A 21,389-nucleotide genomic window follows, 5' to 3' on the forward strand; every position below is an offset into this window, starting at 1 on the left:
TGCCGAACTCAGTAGTGAAACGAAACAGCGCCGATGATAGTGTAGCATTTGCTATGTGAAAGTAGGACATTACCAGGATCTAATTAAAGAAACCCGTTACAGCAATGTAACGGGTTTTTTGTTGTCTGAGATAAAGTAAAACATCAAGCCAAGACTGTATATGGAACTTAGTAGTGGCCGCTCTTGCATATCCTGTGCTCCATGGCATTCATATTCCTAAACAGCTCGAAGGCAAGCCCCGCACAAGGCCACTGTCGCATTTGCTATGTGACTTTCTACTGCTGTGGGCACCATGACATTACCACGATCCAAATAAGAGAAACCCGTTACAGCGATGTGACGAGTTTTTTTTGCTGTCTGGGATTTAATAAATAGCCAAGAGCCCATGCCGAACTCAGTGGTGGCCTTTCTCGTACATCCTGTGCTCCATGGCATTCGTATTCCTAAACAGCTCGAAGGCAAGCCCCGCACAAGGCCACTGTCGCATTTGCTATGTGACTTTCTACTGCTGTGGGCACCATGACATTACCACGATCCAAATAAGAGAAACCCGTTACAGCGATGTGACGGGTTTTTTGCTGCCTGGGATTTAATAAATAGCCAAGAGCCCATGCCGAACTCAGTGGTGGACTTTCTCGTACATCCTGTGCTCCACGGCATTTGTATTCCTAAACAGCTCGAAGGCAAGCCCCGCACAAGGCCACTGTCGCATTTGCTATGTGACTTTCTACTGCTGTGGGCACCATGACATTACCAGGATCCAAATAAGAGAAACCCGTTACAGCAATGTAACGGGTTTTTTGTTGCTTGGGATTTAATAAATAGCCAAGAGCCCATGCCGAACTCAGTAGTGGCCTTTCTCGTACATCCTGTGCTCTACGGCATTCGTATTCCTAAACAGCTCGAAGGCAAGCCCCGCACAAGGCCACTGTTGCATTTGCTATGTGACTTTCTACTGCTGTGGGCACCATGACATTACCACGATCCAAATAAGAGAAATCCGTTACAGCAATGTAACGGGTTTTTTGTTGTCTGAGATAAAGTAAAACATCAAGCCAAGACTGTATATGGAACTTAGTAGTGGCCGCTCTTGCATATCCTGTGCTCCATGGCATTCGTATTCCTATACATCAAACAAAACAGCTTGGATCTAAACAGAATAGTGGGATGTTCTATTGTATTGTCGCTATAAATTAGCGCACTGGCTTCAAATAACAGAACCACGTTACTGCAAAATGCTGGTTTTTTATTGTTTTAAATTTGAAGATGAATTACGCAATATCTTAAAAAATAGACTGTCCGCTAATCTCATCATGTATATGCTTCCTATCAGATTACTAATAACTTATAGACTTAACATTCTCATGCAGTTATAGATCCTACGTGTTAAAATTTGATTTTAACTTTGCATATTATTGAGGTGTCTATTGCCAACCAGTGATTATCAACGAGTGCTAAATGAGATAACTCAAGAGGTTAAACCTTTATTGAGCCAAGGTAAGGTTGCTGATTATATCCCTGCTCTTGCTGAAGTTGATCTTGAGCAGTTTTCTATTGCCATTTACACCACTGAGGGGGAGATATTTTGCGCGGGTGATTGCGAACAACGTTTTACTATTCAATCAGTTTCTAAAGTAATGACTCTGACATTAGCGCTGCAACGTTATGGCGATGAATTATGGAGTAGAGTGGGTAAAGAGCCCTCAGGAACAGCGTTTAATTCACTGACACAGCTTGAGTTTGAAAAAGGCATACCACGCAACCCGTTCATTAATGCGGGAGCGATTGTTACCTGTGATGCTTTGTATAGTCGTTTATCAGCTCCAATGCACTCTATGCTTGAAACATTTCGCGATTTATCAGGTAATCGAAGTATCGTAATTGATAAGCAAGTGGCTAACTCAGAATATGAGTTTCGGCATAGAAATGCGGCAATGGCACACTTAATGAAATCATTCGGCAACTTTGAGAATGAAGTGGATGATGTGCTTTGGTCATACTTTAATTTTTGTGCCATAGAACTTAATTGTATTGAACTTGCTAAGGCGTACAACTTTTTAGCTAATAAAGGGATAGACTACAGCTCTTCTAAACGAGTGCTTTCTAGCCGTCAAAATAAGCAACTAAACTCGTTGTTATTTACTAGTGGTTTATATGATGCGGCGGGTGATTTTGGTTATCGAGTGGGGATGCCTGGAAAATCAGGGGTTTCTGGGACTATATTGGCGGTATTACCGAATAGGTTTACTGTGGCAGTGTATTCCCCAGGATTAAACTCTTTTGGTAACTCGGTGGCAGGAATAGCAGCATTAGAGCTGCTATCTAAAAAGCTTGATATATCTATATTTTAGTACGCTGAGTGCTTTGGGATTTTATTGATCCCAATACACTTGCTCTAAACAATCTTCGCGCTCTGGTAAGCCACGTGATAAGCGTGGAGAATGCTGAACCAGCACTTCGTAACTTGCACGGTTGGCGTATTTACTGATTTGAGCGAGCGAAGAGTAGGTAATCGCTTGTTGCTGATGTTTTGCTGAATTAGCAACGTTCAGCTTATGATAAACATTCGCTGATAAGTCATGTAATACAGCGGCTAAAGCACAATCACCAGCGCCGTTGGTATTTTTAATCGAGTCAGGCCCGCCCATAAACGGAGCAGTATGACTATATGCCTTTATTGGGTTTTCACAGTCAACTTTACGCATTGCACGTGAAAACTCATAACGATTAAAATCAGGGATAGCACCAGGCAAAAGTGGATACTCTGTTTCGCGTTTGAAACTGTCATCAACAAAACCGGCCATAAATAAGCCTTTTTCACCGGCAGTACAAATTACTAAATCAACCCAGTCTAATGCTTTGTCGGCAGCTAGTAATGGATCTTCAAATCCAGTAATTGCTTGGCCTTCTTCTTCGTTCATAGCAAGGATATCAACATGCTTTTCTACAAAGTTAGCCCACCATGTAGGATCCTGCTCGATAAGAAACTTAGTACCGAGTGTTAATACAACCGGTACATCTGCATCGTTAGCATACTTGATTGCTTGCATGGTCGCTTCGGTCATGGTTTCATCGCCTTGAGTACGCATTAAATAAGCACTGATGACTAATGCTGATGAGCCTTCTATTAGCTCTCTATCAATTGACTCTGGCTTTAGGTAATTCATCAGGCCAGCACTAATGGCAAAGGTGCGTTCACCCGTTTCATCAATCAATGTGAAACAGCGGCCTATAGGGCCATCTACAGGCTGTAAGTAGTCTAGGTCTACGCGACTTGAGTTATTACATAAAAAGCGATAAGCATAACTGCCTATTTTTATGTTTTCACTCATTACACCTAATAGCACCGAACGGTCATCAGCAAGTACGGAATAGTTGTGCATCGTATTGCCAACGGTTCCGCCTGCGAATTCGTAATCGACCATGTCGTTTAGTTTTAAGCGATCGTATAAAGCATTGGTGATGTCATTATCTATAACTTGCGACATCCCTCGGCGCAATTGAAATTCATCGAGAAAAGCTTGGTCAACCTTAGCTTCTATATCAACAACGATTTGATCGATCCCCGTAATATAGCTGCGGTGTAATCGCTCAGTGGCGTTAAGTTGATTGGTCAGTGGATCTTTGGCTTCCACTGGAAAATAATGTTTATGCCTGCGGCGTCCAGGAAATTTCATTTGCTACCCGTGTTGTGAGCTAAATAAAAAAAGCGTGAGATTATAGCGTAAATCCTGCCTTATGAGCCATGACAAACCACTTAAATTTGTTTTATTTTTGCAATTAAGTGATCAATGACGCATTTTATTGCGCTAAGTTGGTATAATTACGGCATAAAAAATAGTTAAGTAATAATAATGATAGAGCCATTTGACGACCAATATTGGATGGAACAAGCGCTTGTGTATGCAAAACAAGCGGAGCAGCTAGATGAGATCCCGGTAGGGGCTATAATTGTTAGAGATAATCAGCTTATTAGCGCAGGCTATAATCGCTCAATTACTGATAATGACCCGTCGGCTCATGCTGAGATGATAGCGGTACGTGAAGCCGGAAAAGCACTTAATAATTACCGCTTAATTGACTGTACTCTTTACGTCACGCTAGAGCCATGCTCTATGTGCGCAGGTTTATTAGTACATAGCCGAATTAAACGCTTAGTATTTGGTGCAGCCGATGCTAAAACGGGTTCTGCTGGTTCAATTATGAACCTTTTACAAGAACCTCGTTTAAACCATCAGGTAGAAATAACGGGTGGGGTATTAGAAACACAATGTGCAGAGACTATTTCTAGTTTTTTTAAGCGTCGCCGAGCACAAATAAAGGCGGCAAAGCAGGCCGCTCGTAATAGTAACAGCGATTAGTCAGCTGCTGCTATTAAGGCGTCTAATTCAGCCATTTGCTGCATAGCAAACATGCGGCGGCGCCAAATTATTTTTTTATGTAAATTTCTTAACATCACTCGACGACGAGTGGCGGTTGAGTGCTTTATACAACGTTTAAGTTGATGTGTACGTCTACGTTTAAGCATGACTTATCCTTATGTGCTTGGTAATGACACAAAATTTTATACAATTAAGCCAGATTATTGAATAATTGATTACAAGTAAACAACTATTTGATTTTCTGATGTTCAGTTAATTACTAAGCAGCGTATTTATTTTTTTTCCTCAGCGGAATTACTTGTACGTTGCTCTGAATCATCTGGTTTAACGATTTTATCTTCTGTTTCATTTGTTGAGGTAATCGGCGCCATTGCATTATTTTCATCAAGCCAAACAAGCGCATCGTAATAGCGGCGTATATTATCAACGTAAGTCACAGCCACATCACCGCGAGCATAGCCATAACGGGTATTACGATAGTGACGTTTTTTTACTAACAGTGGTAAGCGCTTTTTAACGTCAGCCCATTTATCAGGGCTAGCTCCCTGTTGCTCGGTAATAATACGGGCATCGTTAACGTGTCCCCAACCTACATTATAGGCGGCAAGTGCAAGCCAAGTACGATCCGGTTGAGGGATTCGATCCGGGACGCGTTTAATTAATTTTGCTAAGTATTGTGCACCACCGCGTATATTTTGCTCTGGTTCTAAGCGGTTTGTTACACCGACTTGTTTTGCTGTGCGTCTTGTTAGCATCATAATACCACGCACACCGGTTGGTGACTTAGCACGCGGGTTCCACATCGACTCTTGATAACTTAATGCCGCCAGTAAGCGCCAATCTAGGCTACCTGCATATTGCATAAACCAAGGTTGATATTTAGGCAGTGTTTCTTTAATTGCATCTATATAGGCCAAAGTATTAACGTAATTAAACTGGCGGACATGACCGAAGTATTTTTCTTCGAGCACATAAAGTTGATTATTTTGTTTTGCTTCACCAAAAAAGGGGACTAATAATGCGTATAGGGAATCATCATTCGACTTTCTTAGTATCCATGCAATTGAATCATTTCGGGTAACTGAAAAGCCAATACTTAAATTAGGGTGATAGCGACGAAATAGCGCTAAAGTATGAGAATCCGCTAAGGTGTAATCTATTTCACCGTCAATAACTGCTTGCAGTAATTCTTCTTCATCAAACTCTTCGGTTTCATTCCAGCTTAAGTTTGGGTTGGTTTGTTGAATTTCTTCTAATGTTAATGAATGGCTACTTTTAGCGATAACGGTGAAGTTTCCGGTTAAATCATCAAAATCACGAGGGCGTTCACGGCCTTGTTTAAAGACTAATTTTTGACTAATTGTTCTGTATGTAGGGCCATAGCGATAGCGCTCAGCACGTACTTTATTGTAGGTAAGCCCTGAGGCAATTAAATCGAGGTCACCACTGTCCAAGCGCGCAAACATTTCGGATAAATTAAAAAAGGGTACAATTTCAAGCTCTACCCCTAAGTAGTCTGCAAACGCTTGAGAGAGCTCAAATTCAAATCCTTGCTCCCCTTGAACGGCTTGATAGTAATTACTTGCACTGGCAAGTGTACCAATACGAATTTTGTTTTCAGATTTGATTTGGGCAAGCTGTGTTGATTGCTCTTGTGTATTACATGCACACAAAAGTATGACTAACGTAATGATTGTTATTAGCTTTATCTTCAACATATTCGCCTCTTTAGCATCGTATCTCCTGTTATAACAAAACTTACTGATTACGTCACTTGTCGTTTAATCGCAGTGAGTAAAAAATAGGTGTAAACAAAAAGAAAAAGTTAATTTAATGAAAAGCGCATTTTTGAGTTAAATCTGAGAGTAATTTGGACTATAATACGCGCCTAAAATATCGTTCAATCCCTAACCCCGGGTGAAATTACTTATGTTGATCCTTCGTGGTGCACCAGCACTTTCAGAGTTCAGAGTTAATAAAATTTTAGCGCGTTGCCAACAATCGCAACTTCCTGTCACCAATGTATATGCCGAATACGCTCACTTTGCCGATTTAACATCGCCATTAAACACTGATGAGCACACCAAACTTGAAAAGTTATTAACCTACGGCCCAACAATTGCTGAGCATGCGCCAGCAGGTCAGTTGGTATTAGTAACGCCTCGCCCTGGTACAATCTCGCCATGGGCTTCAAAAGCGACAGATATCGCTCATAACTGTGGGCTTAAACAAGTTCATCGCGTAGAGCGCGGTATTGCTTACTATATTGAAGGTGATTTAAGTGCAGAACAGTTAGCACAAGTTGCAGCACTTCTTCATGACCGCATGACTGAAGCTACTCACAGTAAATTAGAAGATGCCGCGCAGTTATTTCGCAGCGATGCACCTCGTCCAATGTCATCAGTTGATATTTTAGGTGGCGGCCGTGAAGCATTAGCCGCAGCAAATATAGAGCAAGGGTTTGCGCTTGCTGATGATGAAATTGATTATTTAGTTGAAAACTTTATTAAGTTAGGGCGTAACCCTAACGATATTGAACTGTTTATGTTTGCTCAAGCGAACTCAGAGCATTGCCGTCATAAAATATTTAATGCTGATTGGACTATCGATGGCATTGAACAACCAAAGTCGTTGTTCAAAATGATTAAAAACACCTTTGAGCATAATCCTGAGAATGTATTATCTGCCTATAAAGATAATGCAGCCGTAATGAAAGGCTCAAAGGCGGGTCGCTTCTTCCCGAATGCACAAGGTGAATATGCGTATCACCAAGAAGACATTGAAATTTTAATGAAGGTTGAAACCCATAACCACCCAACGGCTATTGCTCCTTTCTCTGGTGCGGCAACAGGATCGGGCGGTGAGATTCGCGATGAGGGCGCAACTGGTCGTGGTTCAAAACCAAAAGCGGGTTTAGTGGGCTTTACTGTATCTAATTTACGTATTCCTGGTTTTGAACAACCTTGGGAAAGTGATTTTGGTAAACCAGGCCGTATTGTTAATGCCCTAGATATTATGACTGAAGGCCCATTAGGTGGTGCTGCGTTTAATAACGAGTTTGGACGTCCTAATTTATTAGGTTATTTCCGTACTTACGAAGAAAAAGTGACCAGTCACAATGGTGAAGAGGTGCGTGGTTACCACAAGCCAATTATGCTTGCCGGTGGTTTAGGTAATATCCGTGCTGATCATGTTCAAAAAGGCGATATTCCAGTTGGTGCAAAACTCATTGCACTAGGCGGCCCTGCAATGAACATTGGCTTAGGCGGTGGCGCTGCATCAAGTATGGCATCGGGTCAATCAAATGAAGATTTAGATTTTGCCTCTGTACAGCGTGAAAACCCAGAAATGGAACGTCGTTGCCAAGAAGTCATCGACAAGTGTTGGCAGCTAGGTGATGCAAATCCAATTGCGTTTATTCATGATGTGGGTGCAGGTGGTTTATCTAACGCATTCCCTGAACTTGTTAGTGACGGTGGACGTGGCGGTAAATTTCAGCTTCGCAATATCCCAAATGATGAACCGGGCATGGCACCACACGAAATTTGGTGTAATGAATCGCAAGAGCGCTATGTACTCGCTGTTGCTGTTGAAGATTTTGATCGTTTTGAAGCTATTTGTAAGCGTGAAAGAGCGCAATATGCGGTTATTGGTGAAGCAACTGCAGAGCCTCATTTAACGGTTGCTGATAGTCACTTTGAAAATAATCCTGTTGATTTACCGCTCGATGTTTTATTAGGGAAAGCACCTAAAATGCATCGTGATGTAACATCACAACAAGTATTAGGTAAAGCACTCGACGTTGAAAATATCAGTGCTGCTGATGCTGCAGAACGTTTATTACGTTTACCAACCATTGCTGAAAAAACCTTCCTCATTACTATTGGCGATCGCTCGGTAACAGGTTTAGTAGCACGCGATCAAATGGTAGGCCCATGGCAAGTACCAGTAGCTAACTGTGCAGTAACCGCAGCAACGTATGACACTTACCATGGTGAAGCAATGTCACTGGGTGAACGTACGCCTGCAGCACTACTTAACTATGGCGCTTCAGCGCGTTTAGCCGTGGCAGAATCGTTAACGAATATTGCCTGTGCAAACATTGGCTCTCTTGAAAATATTAAGTTATCTGCAAACTGGATGGCCGCAGCGGGACACCCAGGAGAAGATGCCGGTTTATACGAAGCAGTAAAAGCGGTGGGTGAAGAGTTATGTCCGGCACTTGGGTTAACAATTCCTGTAGGTAAAGATTCTATGTCGATGAAAACGACATGGAAGAATGAAGATGATGCTACAGAGCAATCTGTAACATCCCCGTTATCGCTTATTATCACTGCGTTTGGTCGTGTTGAAGACGTACGTAAAACAGTGACCCCACAGTTACGAACAGATAAAGGCGATACATCGCTTATTTTAGTTGACTTAGGCGAGGGCAAAAACCGACTGGGCGCATCAAGCCTTGCTCAGGTTTATAAGCAATTAGGTGATACAACACCTGATGTAGATAGCCCAGAGCTACTAAAAGGTTTTTACAACGCAATGCAAGCGCTAGTCGCTGATAGCAAGTTGCTTGCGTACCATGACCGTTCAGACGGTGGTTTATTTACCACTATCGCTGAAATGGCGTTTACCGGTCACACCGGTGTTACCGTTGATTTAGCGACTTTGACCGGCTCTGATATTGAAGCGCTTTATAACGAAGAGCTAGGTGCTGTAATTCAAGTAGCGAATAGCGATTTAGAGGCTGTAAATGCGGTATTTGAGCAGCATGGAGTTGCCGCAATTAGTCATGTGATTGGCTCGCTAAATAACGACGATAACATAGTGTTTAATCGTGGTGAGCAAACAGTACTTAATCATACTCGTACTGAACTTCGTACAATTTGGGCCGAAACAACGTATCAAATGCAAGCGCGTCGTGATAACCCAGATTGTGCTAAGCAAGAGTTTGACGCTAAGTTTGACGCAAAAGATCCTGGCTTAAATGTAAAACTTAACTTTGATTTAAATGAAGATGTTGCAGCTCCATATATTGCAACTGGTGCTAAACCGCAAATGGCTATTTTACGTGAGCAAGGTGTAAACTCTCATTTAGAAATGGCAGCTGCATTTAACCGTGCGGGCTTTGCAGCGGTTGATGTGCACATGAGCGATATTTTAGAAGGTCGTTTAACGCTTGAACAGTTCAAAGGTTTAGTGGCGTGTGGTGGTTTCTCTTACGGTGATGTGCTTGGTGCGGGTGAAGGTTGGGCTAAGTCAATATTGTTTAATGACATGGCACGCGATCAATTCCAAAGTTTCTTCCACCGTAAAGACACCTTTAGCTTAGGGGTATGTAACGGTTGTCAAATGCTATCAACATTAAAAGAGTTGATCCCAGGTACTGAGCATTGGCCACGCTTTGTAACGAACAAGTCAGAGCGTTTTGAAGCACGCTTTAGCTTAGTTGAAATACAAGAGAATCCATCGGTATTCTTTAATGGTATGGCGGGCTCGCGGATGCCAATTGCGGTATCTCATGGTGAAGGCCATGCAGAGTTTGCAAACGAAGCAGCAACAAAAGCAGCACTTGCAAGTGGTACTGTAGCGGTTAAATTTGTTGATAACTACGGCAACCCTACAACGCAATACCCAGCGAACCCGAACGGCTCGCCAGAAGGTATCACCGGTATTACATCAACAGATGGTCGTGCAACTGTAATGATGCCACATCCAGAGCGTGTATTTCGTACTGTTGCTAACTCTTGGCACCCAGATGAGTGGAAAGAGGATAGCCCATGGATGCGTATGTTCCGTAATGCGCGTAAAAATGTAGGTTAATATACACACTAGATTCATGATCTGGATGTAAAATAAAAAAGGCTGCCTTGTGCAGCCTTTTTTGTTTAGACTGTTCAAGGTTCAAGGTTCAAGGTTCAAATTAAGGATAGTATGATCAAACGCATCGCATGGGGAATCGTGTTTTTATTTCTGAGTGTTTTAACACTGGGTTATGTATTTCGTATGCCTATAACTCAATGGGCTATAGCGTCATCTTTGAGCCAATCTGGTGTTGAACTACATTGTTTAGATTGGTCACTAAACTCAAATATTAGCTTAGAGGTAAACCGATTATGTTTGGCTTACCAAGGCCATCAAATTGAGCTTGGTGGCATTGTGGCTGATACAAAAAAAATAACAGTTGGCCGCGCTAATCTTCGTTTAAATGATAGCGAGAGTGTCTCAGCAAGTAATAATTCCTTCAAAAAGCTGGCACTTAATTTACCCAAGCAACGGCCTAAAATTGATATCAAAAGATTGTTAATTACCCACCCACAACTTCATGATGAACTAGTTTTTAGCATTGGTGAAGAGAAGTTAAATACATTTGTGATTTCAGGTGATGCAATTGCCGAGATAACAGTCAGCAATCATAAAATTACTGGTCATTTTAAGGTAGCTGATGGAATATTAACAAAGATAAAGCCGATGCCCGCGCTTTCATTAAACAGTGAGCATGACTTCATCTTCGATGGGTTATCCGTTGATATAAAATCAAACATAGATGCTGATTTTACACAGCAGTTTAGTAAATGCCCAGTAACGCTAAATGCTTTTGGTAATATGAATATGTACTATCATTTTAACGATAAAAAAGCTTTGTTAAATGCACAGCAATTAAGCAGTTTGGTAACGTTTGATAGCGATTGTTTGGCGCTTATAAACAATCAATCACAGCGTGAATTTATAGCCAAGCAGCTGCCGTTAAAGTGGCAATTGATGCTCAGTGATACGGTAAAGCTTGAAAACGGACAACTTGTTATGCCGTCAATGCTATTAAACACTAAAAATAGTCAAACGAAGCTCAGCCTGAAAAACCTAGCAATTAATGTTCAGCAACCGTTAGAGTATGCTAAAGGCAATATTAAGTTATTGTTTATCAGCGAAGGTATTAAGCATATAGAAATAGAGGCAGCTTTAAATAATTTGGCTGTAGATGGCAACTACCAATTAAACGTCGATGAGCTGCCAGACTTTTTACCCGCATCAGCTAAAAAGGTAGCAAGCACTGGCCTATTTCAAATAGAGAATGTTTTACAGCGTCAGCAAAATGCAAAAATAACTAGTGAGGTGACTTTTGCTGAGCTTAGTTTTGATAAATTAACAGTAAAGGGCTACAAGGCGCAGTTTAGTGCTGAGCTTGATGATAAACAAAATATCAACGCTAGCCTAAATAGCCAATTACGCTCAGTGGCTTACGAGCAATACCAAATGCGTGGCGTAAATAATCAATTATCAGCATTTTCTAGTTTGGCTGTTGGCGAATTATTTGTCGATTTAAACAGTGAAACTAAACTTACCCAACTTAACAGTGACTTTTTAAACCTAAGTAATATTCGCATAAGCTCTAAAGGCTTGCAAAGTCGGGCGCTTCAAGCCTCACATCATGTATTTATTGATGGTATTGAATTGGTAGCCAGTCACCACATATCTGCTGTGGAACACCCATTTGAGATAACAGTTGCAGATCAAGCTGTGACTAAATTTAACCCTGTTTTACAGCAGTTTAAACCATTAGCCACGCTGACCGACGGTAGCTTTAATGGGGTTGTTCGCGGAGATGTTAATTTACAGCAGGCTGAGTTTACATTTCAAGTAGAACAAGTAAGTGGCTTATATAACGATTATTTAGCTAAGCATTTTAGCAGTCGCTTAACGGGTTCTTATGATTCAGGGCAGCTTAATGTGGCTCCTACTACATTTGAATTAAATGAGCTACGAGCAGGTGCTGTTGTGAGTAACATTGTCGGTAATTTTAGTGTTGAGAACTCTATTGCTCGCGCTGAAAGAATAACTGCAGATGTACTGGGTGGTCGTTTTGCTTTGGATAGCTACAAAGTGACGGAAAAAGCGCAGCGTTCATTGGCCACATTTGAAAATATTGATGCGAGTAAACTTATTACCTTAGATGATAAATCAGGCATTACACTAACAGGTCGAGTGAATGGCCGCTTACCCGTTTACATAGATCAACAAGGTATTTCGGTAAAATCCGGTGAGTTATCTAACCAAGGGACAGGTAAGCTAGTTATTACTGATAATGCTGCTTTTGATGCAGTTAAAGCTCAGCAACAAGAGCTGGGCCCGATTTTAAGCTTATTAGAGGATTTAGACATTCAGAGCTTAAACAGTAGTGTTGACTTAAAGCCTGACGGTTGGCTTTATTTAGGTGTAAACTTAAAGGGATACAATAAGGAACAGGCGCAGCAAGTTAACTTTAATTACAACCATGAAGAAAATGTTTTTACACTCTTAAGAGCATTGCGCTTAAGTGATGAAATTACTCAAAAAGTTGAACAAGAGTATTCAACAAAAGGAACTAAAAATGACTAAATGGCTGATAATACTTACAGCACTGGGGTTGCTTAGTGCATGTACGCACCGCGTTGAAGTGGCAGCGAAAGAGCCTATCACCATTAATTTAAATGTGAAGGTTGATCATGAAATTCGCGTAAAGGTTGATAAAGAGCTAGATGATTTATTTAGCGATGACAGTGAGTTATTCTAAGGAGCAATTATGAGTTTATTAAAAAATAAAAAGTTAAACGTGATCACACTTTTAAGTGCCGCTTTATTGTCATTTTCTGCTTGGGCAATCAGTTTAGATGATGCTAAAAACCAAGGGCTTGTGGGTGAAGATAGCTCAGGTTATTTAGGTTTGGTTGTACAAAATGCAGAGGCTAAAGCGGTTGTTGATGAAATTAACGCAAAGCGCAAAGCACAATATTTAAAACTTGCGAAAAAGAACAACTTGTCACTTGCTCAAGTAGAAGCATTAGCGGCGGCAAAAACCATTGAAAAAACCCAAGCAGGGCATTTCGTTGAAGTTAATGGTGAGTGGGTAAAAAAATAACTATGTGCATTATTAAAAACCAGAAACCGAGCTTATGCGCTCGGTTTTTTGCAATTTTCAAGTAGCTGCTGCCAAAAGTGAATGCCTTTTCGGCGCGCTAAGTTGATATTGTGTTCAGGAATTGACTCTGGCTCATTGTATTCATCTAGTGCCGCGCTCATACTTGCCTCACGTATTAAGTGTAAAGTAGGAAAGGGCGAGCGGTTAGTATAATTTGCAGCGTCATCTTCATCACTATCAGCAAAAACATAGTCAGGATGAAAGTTTGCAATTTGGTACTTTCCCTCAAATCCTTGTGCAACTAATAGCGCATTGGCTAAGTCAACAAGGTCTAAAAAATTTTCAAAATCAGTAAAGCCATTATCAAATATTAATAAAGTGGTTTCACGCTGAGGATCCCGGTCAAGCTGGGTACATTGCTCAAGCATATCCATTACGGCATCATCAATTTTTGAGGCATTACTAATAGTGTAGTGAATACAGTTATTTTCAACTTCTTTACGAGCAAATGGACAAAAGTTGTATTTTACAATCACAGCGCTTACCCATTCACGGGTTTGAGATATAGCTAAGTTGGTCACGATTTTGGCTCTAAATAAGGAGTTATAATGGCAAGCGTTTTGGCAATAGCGCCTTGGTTTTTAGCAACGCACTGAGCTGCTTTACTGCCAAGAATATCACACGCTTTGGTGTTTTTAATTAAGCGAAGCAATGCAAGCACCAGTTCGTCAGTATTTTCAACCACATGGGCGCCTTTGAGTTTAATAAGTTCAGGGTAAACATGGTCAAAGTTGTAGGTATGAGGGCCGGTAAGTACACCCACAGAAAAAGCTGCCGACTCTAATGGATTATGGCCACCACGACGAATTAAACTGCCACCGATAAAACTAATATTAGCGGCACCGTATAGATATTGTAATTCACCTAATGTGTCGGCTAATACAACTTGTTCATTGTTGTAACTTTTTTGACTGCGACGACTAAAGCTTAGATTCGAGTGAGTCAGCAACTCTGCAACTTTATCAAATTGCTCGGGATGACGTGGCGCAATGATCAGTAAAGCGTCAGGATGTGTTTCTAGTATTTGCTGGTGGGCTGCTAAAATAAACTCATGCTCTATAGGGTGTGTAGAACCTGCAACCCATATAAAGCGTTCTGCTTTTTTATAATCTTGCTGTAAAGAGGCGACTTTATTGAGTTGCGCAGTGGTTGGGGTAATATCAAATTTTATAGATCCCGTTACATGGCTTTTTTCAGCGGGTAGTCCTAATTCAATAAAGCGACTTGCATCGGTTTTGTCGTGACTTGCGAGTGCGGTAATTGATTGCATAATACTGCGAGTTAGCTGGGCCACTTTTTCGTAGCCTTGCTGTGACTTTTCAGATAGCCGTGCGTTAACAACCAATACAGGTATATTTTGTTTGTGCGCATTAGCCATTAAGTTCGGCCAGAGTTCAGTTTCTAAAATACAGAGTAATTGCGGCTTTACTCGTTTTAAAAAGCGAGTGGTGGCCATAGGAAAATCAATGGGTAAATAGCTAACAGCAGCGCTTTGTTTAAACTGTGCGGTAACTTGCTCTCGTCCTGTTGGGGTATTGCAGGTAATTAAAATATTTAACTGCGGTTGCTCATGTTGTAGGGCTTTTATTAAAGGGGTGGCAGCTAACACCTCGCCCACAGAAGCACAATGAAATACAACCGGTTTATTGTTGTTTGAAAATAAAGCGCGGCTTATGAAGCCAAAACGTTCCTTAAAGTGAGCGCGATATCCTGCGTTTTTTTTACCTCTTAATACATATAAGTAAAATACAATCAGTGGGCTAATAATAATTAATGCGAGTGAATAAAAAATGCGTGCCATACTGTTGCTTTATGTAAATGAAAGTGGCGCTAGTTTAACGTGAAATCGTTTTTTTCTAAATACACAAATATAAAATAGCAACTTGAAAAAGGTAACAACGATAAAACCCTTCTTTATCTGAATAATAACTTTCTACCCGTGCTTTAATTTAGTTATATAGAGGTGATTTGGCTATAAAATTATGGAATAATGAAATTAATTTTTCCTGCCATTTCAGTTCCAAGAGGAATATCTCATGTCAATTATAGATTCAGTGGCAACTAGCTACCTAGAAAGTTTAAATCGCCACCAAGTATTGTTCGAAACCATGGAGGCGTATCATCAAGAGGTAATGCAGTTGTTAGAAGCATGTCATAGTGCTTTACAAGCTGGTGGTAAGGTTGTTTGGTTTGGCAATGGCGGCAGTGCGGCTGATGCTCAGCATTTGGCTGCAGAGTTTGTGGTACGTTATAAGTTAGAGCGAGGGCCGTTAGCGTCTATTGCTCTAACCACAGACACCTCTATTTTAACAGCGCACAGTAATGACTATCATTTTGACACAGTATTTGAACGCCAAGTACAGGCGCTATGTAAACCTGAAGATATCGTAATTGGCTTAACTACATCGGGTACCAGTAATAATATTAATTTAGCATTAGAAGCCGCTAATAAAATAGGAGCGTTCACTGTTGCATTTACAGGTCGCGATGGAGGTAAAGTAAAAGACATCGCCAAGTTACCTATTATTATTAAAAATGATGAAACAGCCCGTATTCAAGAGGCGCACATGTTTATTGGCCATTGGCTGTGTGAAGCCATGGATATGGTTGTTGCGGAGCAGCAATAATGGATTTATCGCTATTAAAAAACTTATCAGCAGCACGTATTCTAGTGGTTGGCGATGTTATGCTCGATCGCTACTGGTATGGTGATTCTGGCCGTATTTCGCCGGAGGCACCAGTACCCGTTGTAAAAGTCAGTAAATTTGAAGACAAAGCTGGTGGTGCCGCTAATGTAGCTAAAAATATAGCCCGACTAGATGGCAAAGTGGGTTTACTTGGCCTAATTGGCGAGGATGAAAGCGGACAAATTTTAGAAAACATTCTAGAGGGTGAAAAAATAAATTCACAGCTTGTGAGTGTATGCGATTTGCCGACTATTTCTAAAATGCGGGTGATCAGTCGTCATCAACAAGTGGTGCGTTTAGATTTAGAAGAGGCTTTTAATGAGTCTCATAGCCAGTTGTTATTAAATCGATTAGAGCTGGTGCTCAGTGATTACGACTTTATTGTATTTTCTGATTACAACAAAGGCTCGCTATCGCTGATAAAAGAGATGATAAGTGTGGCCAAAAAAGCAGGAAAAACCGTGCTTGTTGATCCTAAATCATCTGATTTAGAGTTATATCGCGGTGCTGATTATATAACCCCTAATTTAAATGAATTTAAATTAGCCGGCGGGCAAGTGGGCTCAGAAGAGACACTTGCAAGTAGTGCACGAAACCTCATTAGTGATGCGGGTATAAAGGCGATGTTACTTACCCGTTCAGAGCAAGGTATGTCGCTAATTAATGCAACGCAAAAGCATGACTTTGCAGCGCAACAACTTGAAGTAAGCGATGTAACCGGTGCGGGCGATACTGTTATTGCTACATTAGCTGTAATGCTAGGTGCGGGTATGACCGCCAAAGATGCAGTCGAAATTGCAAACTTAGCAGCCGGTATTGCAGTAAGTAAATTGGGAGCGGCTACTGTTTCTCCTGAAGAGTTGAGCCGCAAGTTAGGTCAATACTTACAAACCACTGGCGAGCATTATCAAACCCCATTTGATGATGTATTACAGCATATTGAATTTGCAAAGCAAAATGGAGAAACCATTGTATTTACTAATGGTTGTTTTGATATTTTGCATGCAGGCCATGTGCGCTATTTAGCGCAAGCTAAAGCGCGTGGTGATAGATTAGTGGTTGGTTTAAATAACGATGAATCTATTGCCCGTTTAAAAGGTCCTGAGCGCCCAATTAACCCATTAGATGAGCGTGCTATGGTACTAAGTGCATTAGCCTCTGTTGATTGGGTTATTCCGTTTGGCAGTGAGGATGAAAATGACACACCAGCAAAGCTAATTGAGCAAATTAGCCCAGATATTCTTGTTAAAGGTGGTGATTACACCGTTGAGCAAATCGCTGGTGCTGAGCATGTGTTGCGTCATGGCGGAAAAGTAGAAGTGCTTGAGTTTTTAGATGGTTGCTCTACATCAAAAGTGATTAGCAAAATAAAAAGCTAGTTTAAGGGCCTGTTAATCTTTGAAGATTAAATTTGCAGCAGTCTGTTTGGTATTTAGGCAAGGCAGAGTCTATGTGGTGTGGTTATTCCCCATTAATAGGCGATAACGTAGCATTAATGCCAAACAGGCGCTGCCCAAAGGGTTCTGCCTAGGGGCAATTTACTCTTTGTTGCTCGGTTTTTACTTAGCCCGCTAGGTTACAAACCTCGCGCCGCGATTAAACTGCCCCTAGTTTGAACAAATATTAATCCGCAAAGGTCAACAGGCCCTAGTGAAATAAAAAAGGGGATAAACTTTGGTTTATCCCCCTTTTTTTAATACTTGCAAAACTAAAAATTATATTCGAACTTTGCAAATGCAGACGTATCGTTTTCTGCTCCATCGTTATTAGAGGCAAATCCGCCAAGGGTTAAGCGCCCCCCCATAGCAAGCATTCTGTAACGTACTTCAAGCTGTTTAGAGCTAAATGCTGTTTTGGTAATCGAGTTACCTAAGTCTGGGTTATTTGGGGTTCTATCACTGTTGTCGCTGTTGTAGTCTACATCACGTAATTTTACTTGCCAGTCAGTTCCGCTTGAGAGTTGCCCAAGTACGGTTAACACTAGCGATTGCGCATCATTATCATAGGTAGAGCCGATAGGGCGACCATGGTAACGATACCCTGAATTATAAATACTGTGCTCATAGAAGCAGTTTTCAGTTGCTGATGTGGCAGAACATGCTACGCCAGTATCAGTGTATTCTAGGTTAAATAAAATATTCTGATTATAAATGCGAGTCGTGGTTTGTATTCCACCAAGATAACCTCTGTCTACTGGCTTAATGCCGCCACTGGTATCTTCACCAATCGTGCTTGCATATACCGCATAAGGTTGATTAAAAAAAGTGTCCGACCAACGAATATCAAAACCCGCGAGTTGATTACCTAAACGAGTAATGAGCTCGCCATCGCAATCATTAGTGCCATCAACACATTCACCTCCGCCGGTTATTAAATCAAAAAAGTCGCCTGCTGAACTGGGTTGTCCCTTGCCAGCCCATTGTGCTGACCAACTAAAGCCAATTTCTAATTGTTGAATTGGACGAAGATTTAAACGAGTACTCCATAATAATGCATCAGGTACAACTCGGGTTGATTCAAGCTTAGCCATTTGTGCAGTAAAGCTCCACTGACCAATCCAGCTAAGCCAAGGTGTTTCGAACGCGCTACTTTGTTCTCTGCTGAGACTTATTGCGGGAAGTGGCTTTGAATTACCAGACATAATTAAGCTGTTATCAACACCCGGCCCCCAAAATTGCTCAACGGCACCCGCTCTTACAATCCAATTACCCATACGATATGCTAAATAGCTGTCATCTAGAGAGGTATCATTGCAGTCAGTTAGTGCTTGCTCGTTTTGAGCTATATCATCAGTTGTTTTACCGTCGACTAAGCAGTTTTTGCCATCATTACGATGATTAATCGCTATTTTAGCTGCAAAGTTATGTCCTAAATAAGCGTAGGCAGCAGTTAACTCTGATTCTTGGCTATTGGTGGCACCAAAGCTAGTGGCTACAAGAGGATCTGAGCTGGCAAATGCCGAAAGCTGTACACTATGCGAACCACTATTTTCTGACTTATAACGATGTTTTACACGTAATAACGCATCTTGCAGTTGAGGGGGTAATTGTTCTAACGAAGTATTGTTAACATCATTAATAAAGCTTTTCCACATTAATGGATATGTTGTTACTGGCGCTAAAATTATACCTGCATCGGCAAGCTGTTGTATATCTGCTCTAAGAGCATAGTCATCAGGCTTTACCCAAGGTTCAGCATTTACGGTTGTCGTTATGGCACAAAAAAGCGAAGAAAGTATAAAAATTTTGTTTCGCAAAGCTCAGATCCTTATGATTGAAATTGCCGACAAGTTTAGCAATCTACGCTCTTTATTGCAGTAATTAAATCAGCCAAGATAAATTTAAAATACCACTATAGATTAAAACATTGTAGCTCTATCGGAAAAATGATCTCGTTGATATACTCGTTGCAAAGAAAAAAAAGAGATAGTAATGAGCAACAAACGACTTTTATTTATTCCCGTGTCATCGCCCGAAGGTATTGGTGAATATATGCGCTCGTTACAGCTAGCTAATACCCTTACCTCGGAGTATGGCAATTCGTTAGATATTCATTTCATTTTAAATAAGCACACGGCTTATGCTAAAAACTGCCCATTTCCTACCTTATTGTTAAATCAATCGGCAACAAAAGAAAATACGCATGTATGTCAGTTCATTGAACAATACAAACCAGATATGGTGCTATTTGATTGCGCAGGACGAGCCGAACAAATGAAAGCGGCAAAAAAAGTGGGTGCTAAAGTTGTTTTTATTTCACAGCATGCAAAAAAGCGAGCAAAAGGTTTAAAGCTTAATAGAGCGGGCCTTATTGATACTCATTGGGTTGTTCAGCCTGATTACTGTATTGACCCTCTTTCGTGGTATGAAAAGCTAAAATTGAGCATGCTGCCCCTGGCTCACCCTGCTAATGTTGGGCCGTTTACAGTGTTTGCATCAGTACAACAAAAATCCGATGCGCTAACCCGTTATCACTTGAAAGAGAAAGAGTTCTTTATTGTTAACGCGGGCTCTGGTGGGCATACAGTTAATGGCGTGAATTGCGCAGATTTATATTTTCAAGCAGGGCTTATTATTGCTAAGCAAACAGGCTTAAAAGGTGTAGTGGTATTTGGTCCTAATTACACTAAGTCGTTACCTAAAAGCGATGAGTTAATTTGTTTGCCAAGCCAAGGGGGAGCTGAATTTTTAGCCTTACTAAGTCAGGCCAAGGTTGCATTATTAAGCGCGGGTGATACTTTACTCCAAGCTATTGCCTTGCAAACCCCCACAATTGCGTGTGCTATTTCAAAAGATCAAGGTGAGCGTCTTACCCGTTGTACTCGCACTGAAGTGGCTTATCAGGCACAGCTTGATATTGTTGATATAAGTGAAAAAGTGCAAACGTTACTTATAGAATCTCGTTATAAATATATTATTGATAAGTATTCTACTTTAGAAACAATCCACAGTTTTGACATTATTACACAAGGTTTGAAAAACATGTTGTTTAATAAGACTCATTAGTTATTAATAATTTAGTTTTTAGGAGCTTGATTTAACAAGTTTTTTAGAATTCGAGCTTTTGGTTGTATTGATTGCGTAATGTTTGCCAATCGTTTTGCTGCCAATGAAAGTGGCTATTGCGGCTTTGCTCTTTTAAAAAGGAGCGTTGTAAGCGAGACATGTTGCTTTGTTGCCATTTTTTATTGGGCACTTTTATTTCGCCACGGTCAAAGTCGATAATATAAACGTCGCCAGAGTCATCAAATAAAATATTATTAATATTTAAATCAGCGTGATACACCCCTTTATTATGAAACTGGGCAATGGTTTGTGCTACTTTTTTTATCTCAATATCACTTAAGGGGCGCTCAATCAGAACATCTAATACACTTTTAGCGCCGCTTACTGCTTCAGTAATAATATCACCTCGGTAAATAAAACTATGTCGGCTCACTTTAGCTGCAATGGGCTTTGGTACATTTAAACCTAACTCTATTAATTGCGTCATTAAGCTAAATTCTTGATAAACACGCGTATGCTCTAGTCCCCAATATAAATATTGGTCACTAAGTAGCTTGCCTATGAGGCCGCCACGCCAATAATGGCGCAACACAGCCGTTAAATCTGCGTGTTTAAAAAACCACGCGGTTGCACGTCCCTTTTTAGCGCCAACAATTTTTTGCTGTTGCTGCCAGAAGTCGGGGTTAAACCAATCTAACTCTATCTGGCTGCTATATTGAGGATGGCTCAAAATGACATGGTTATTTTTGACGTGTTGATTAAACATAGCTCATAGGGTTCGCGTTAATATGTGCACATATTAACGTGTTTTAACGCTAAGGATAAGTACTTGCAATGACGCGATTATAATTTAAGATCGGGT

The 21,389-nt window shown here is 40.9% G+C and carries 16 protein-coding genes; 9 read left to right on the forward strand and 7 right to left on the reverse strand.

The genetic code is table 11. The annotated features are described in order from the left end of the window. Window positions 1–1,427 precede the first annotated feature (1,427 nt). Window positions 1,428–2,351 (forward strand): glutaminase B, encoded by a 924-nt coding sequence (glsB, locus tag MTN97_RS00005; RefSeq protein ID WP_028835530.1) that lies wholly within the window; start codon window positions 1,428–1,430, stop codon window positions 2,349–2,351. Window positions 2,352–2,372: 21 nt separating this feature from the next. On the opposite strand, the gene MTN97_RS00010 is transcribed toward glsB, so the two are convergent. Continuing rightward, the gene (locus tag MTN97_RS00010; RefSeq protein ID WP_248473242.1) at window positions 2,373–3,677 is read right to left on the reverse strand and encodes an inosine/guanosine kinase; all 1,305 of its coding nucleotides are present in this window, start codon (window positions 3,675–3,677) and stop codon (window positions 2,373–2,375) included. A gap of 177 nt (window positions 3,678–3,854) precedes the next feature. Between MTN97_RS00010 and tadA the strand changes: the two genes are divergently transcribed. Then, the gene (gene tadA, locus MTN97_RS00015) at window positions 3,855–4,361 is read left to right on the forward strand and encodes a tRNA adenosine(34) deaminase TadA (protein ID WP_248473244.1); all 507 of its coding nucleotides are present in this window, start codon (window positions 3,855–3,857) and stop codon (window positions 4,359–4,361) included. Here tadA and MTN97_RS00020 read toward each other — a convergent pair. Together MTN97_RS00020 and mltF are read right to left on the reverse strand one after the other, a co-directional pair. Then, a complete protein-coding gene (locus tag MTN97_RS00020; protein ID WP_008468235.1) occupies window positions 4,358–4,528 on the reverse strand; it encodes a hypothetical protein in 171 nt (56 codons plus the stop codon). The two genes, tadA and MTN97_RS00020, sit on opposite strands and share 4 nt — an antisense overlap. 126 nt (window positions 4,529–4,654) lie before the next feature. Further along, window positions 4,655–6,100 carry a membrane-bound lytic murein transglycosylase MltF gene (mltF, locus tag MTN97_RS00025; protein ID WP_248473246.1) on the reverse strand — a complete coding sequence of 482 codons (1,446 nt, stop codon included), beginning with the start codon at window positions 6,098–6,100 and terminating at the stop codon, window positions 4,655–4,657. A gap of 211 nt (window positions 6,101–6,311) precedes the next feature. On the opposite strand from mltF, the gene purL reads away from it, so the two are divergent. The 4 genes from purL (at window position 6,312) to MTN97_RS00045 (ending at window position 13,275) form a co-directional block, all read left to right on the forward strand. Beyond that, the gene (purL, locus tag MTN97_RS00030; RefSeq protein WP_248473248.1) at window positions 6,312–10,202 is read left to right on the forward strand and encodes a phosphoribosylformylglycinamidine synthase; all 3,891 of its coding nucleotides are present in this window, start codon (window positions 6,312–6,314) and stop codon (window positions 10,200–10,202) included. A 111-nt stretch (window positions 10,203–10,313) separates the two neighbouring features. Beyond that, complete coding sequence (locus MTN97_RS00035) at window positions 10,314–12,755, forward strand: YdbH domain-containing protein (protein WP_248473249.1); 2,442 nt, start codon at window positions 10,314–10,316, stop codon at window positions 12,753–12,755. Next, entirely contained in the window at window positions 12,748–12,930 is a 183-nt protein-coding gene (locus MTN97_RS00040) for a YnbE family lipoprotein (RefSeq protein WP_008115575.1), read from the forward strand. Before MTN97_RS00035 ends, MTN97_RS00040 begins: the two co-directional genes overlap by 8 nt. A 9-nt stretch (window positions 12,931–12,939) precedes the next feature. Beyond that, window positions 12,940–13,275 carry a YdbL family protein gene (locus tag MTN97_RS00045; protein WP_008115577.1) on the forward strand — a complete coding sequence of 112 codons (336 nt, stop codon included), beginning with the start codon at window positions 12,940–12,942 and terminating at the stop codon, window positions 13,273–13,275. 32 nt (window positions 13,276–13,307) lie between these two features. Here the strand turns inward: MTN97_RS00045 and MTN97_RS00050 are convergent, their stop codons facing one another. Beyond that, window positions 13,308–13,856 carry a DUF1415 domain-containing protein gene (locus MTN97_RS00050; protein WP_248473251.1) on the reverse strand — a complete coding sequence of 183 codons (549 nt, stop codon included), beginning with the start codon at window positions 13,854–13,856 and terminating at the stop codon, window positions 13,308–13,310. Then, on the reverse strand, window positions 13,853–15,136 hold the full coding sequence (waaA, locus tag MTN97_RS00055) for a lipid IV(A) 3-deoxy-D-manno-octulosonic acid transferase (RefSeq protein WP_248473253.1): 1,284 nt from the start codon (window positions 15,134–15,136) through the stop codon (window positions 13,853–13,855). Before waaA ends, MTN97_RS00050 begins: the two co-directional genes overlap by 4 nt. Window positions 15,137–15,371: 235 nt before the next feature. Here waaA and MTN97_RS00060 point away from each other — a divergent pair, with 235 nt between their 5' ends. Continuing rightward, window positions 15,372–15,962, forward strand: coding sequence for an SIS domain-containing protein (locus MTN97_RS00060; protein WP_008115583.1), 591 nt, complete (start codon window positions 15,372–15,374; stop codon window positions 15,960–15,962). After that, the gene (hldE, locus tag MTN97_RS00065; RefSeq protein WP_248473254.1) at window positions 15,962–17,401 is read left to right on the forward strand and encodes a bifunctional D-glycero-beta-D-manno-heptose-7-phosphate kinase/D-glycero-beta-D-manno-heptose 1-phosphate adenylyltransferase HldE; all 1,440 of its coding nucleotides are present in this window, start codon (window positions 15,962–15,964) and stop codon (window positions 17,399–17,401) included. The genes MTN97_RS00060 and hldE overlap by 1 nt, the downstream gene beginning before the upstream one ends. Window positions 17,402–17,730: 329 nt before the next feature. On the opposite strand, the gene MTN97_RS00070 is transcribed toward hldE, so the two are convergent. Further along, on the reverse strand, window positions 17,731–19,278 hold the full coding sequence (locus MTN97_RS00070) for a capsule assembly Wzi family protein (protein WP_248473256.1): 1,548 nt from the start codon (window positions 19,276–19,278) through the stop codon (window positions 17,731–17,733). 175 nt (window positions 19,279–19,453) lie between these two features. Between MTN97_RS00070 and MTN97_RS00075 the strand changes: the two genes are divergently transcribed. Then, the gene (locus MTN97_RS00075) at window positions 19,454–20,527 is read left to right on the forward strand and encodes a glycosyltransferase family 1 protein (RefSeq protein WP_248473258.1); all 1,074 of its coding nucleotides are present in this window, start codon (window positions 19,454–19,456) and stop codon (window positions 20,525–20,527) included. A 43-nt stretch (window positions 20,528–20,570) separates the two neighbouring features. Here MTN97_RS00075 and MTN97_RS00080 read toward each other — a convergent pair whose 3' ends face one another. Further along, window positions 20,571–21,293, reverse strand: a complete 723-nt coding sequence (locus MTN97_RS00080) for a 3-deoxy-D-manno-octulosonic acid kinase (protein WP_248473259.1) — start codon at window positions 21,291–21,293, stop codon at window positions 20,571–20,573. Window positions 21,294–21,389: the final 96 nt, after the last annotated feature.

Source organism: Pseudoalteromonas sp. 2CM36K (assembly GCF_023161865.1).
GTDB classification, from domain to species: Bacteria; Pseudomonadota; Gammaproteobacteria; order Enterobacterales; family Alteromonadaceae; genus Pseudoalteromonas; species Pseudoalteromonas tetraodonis.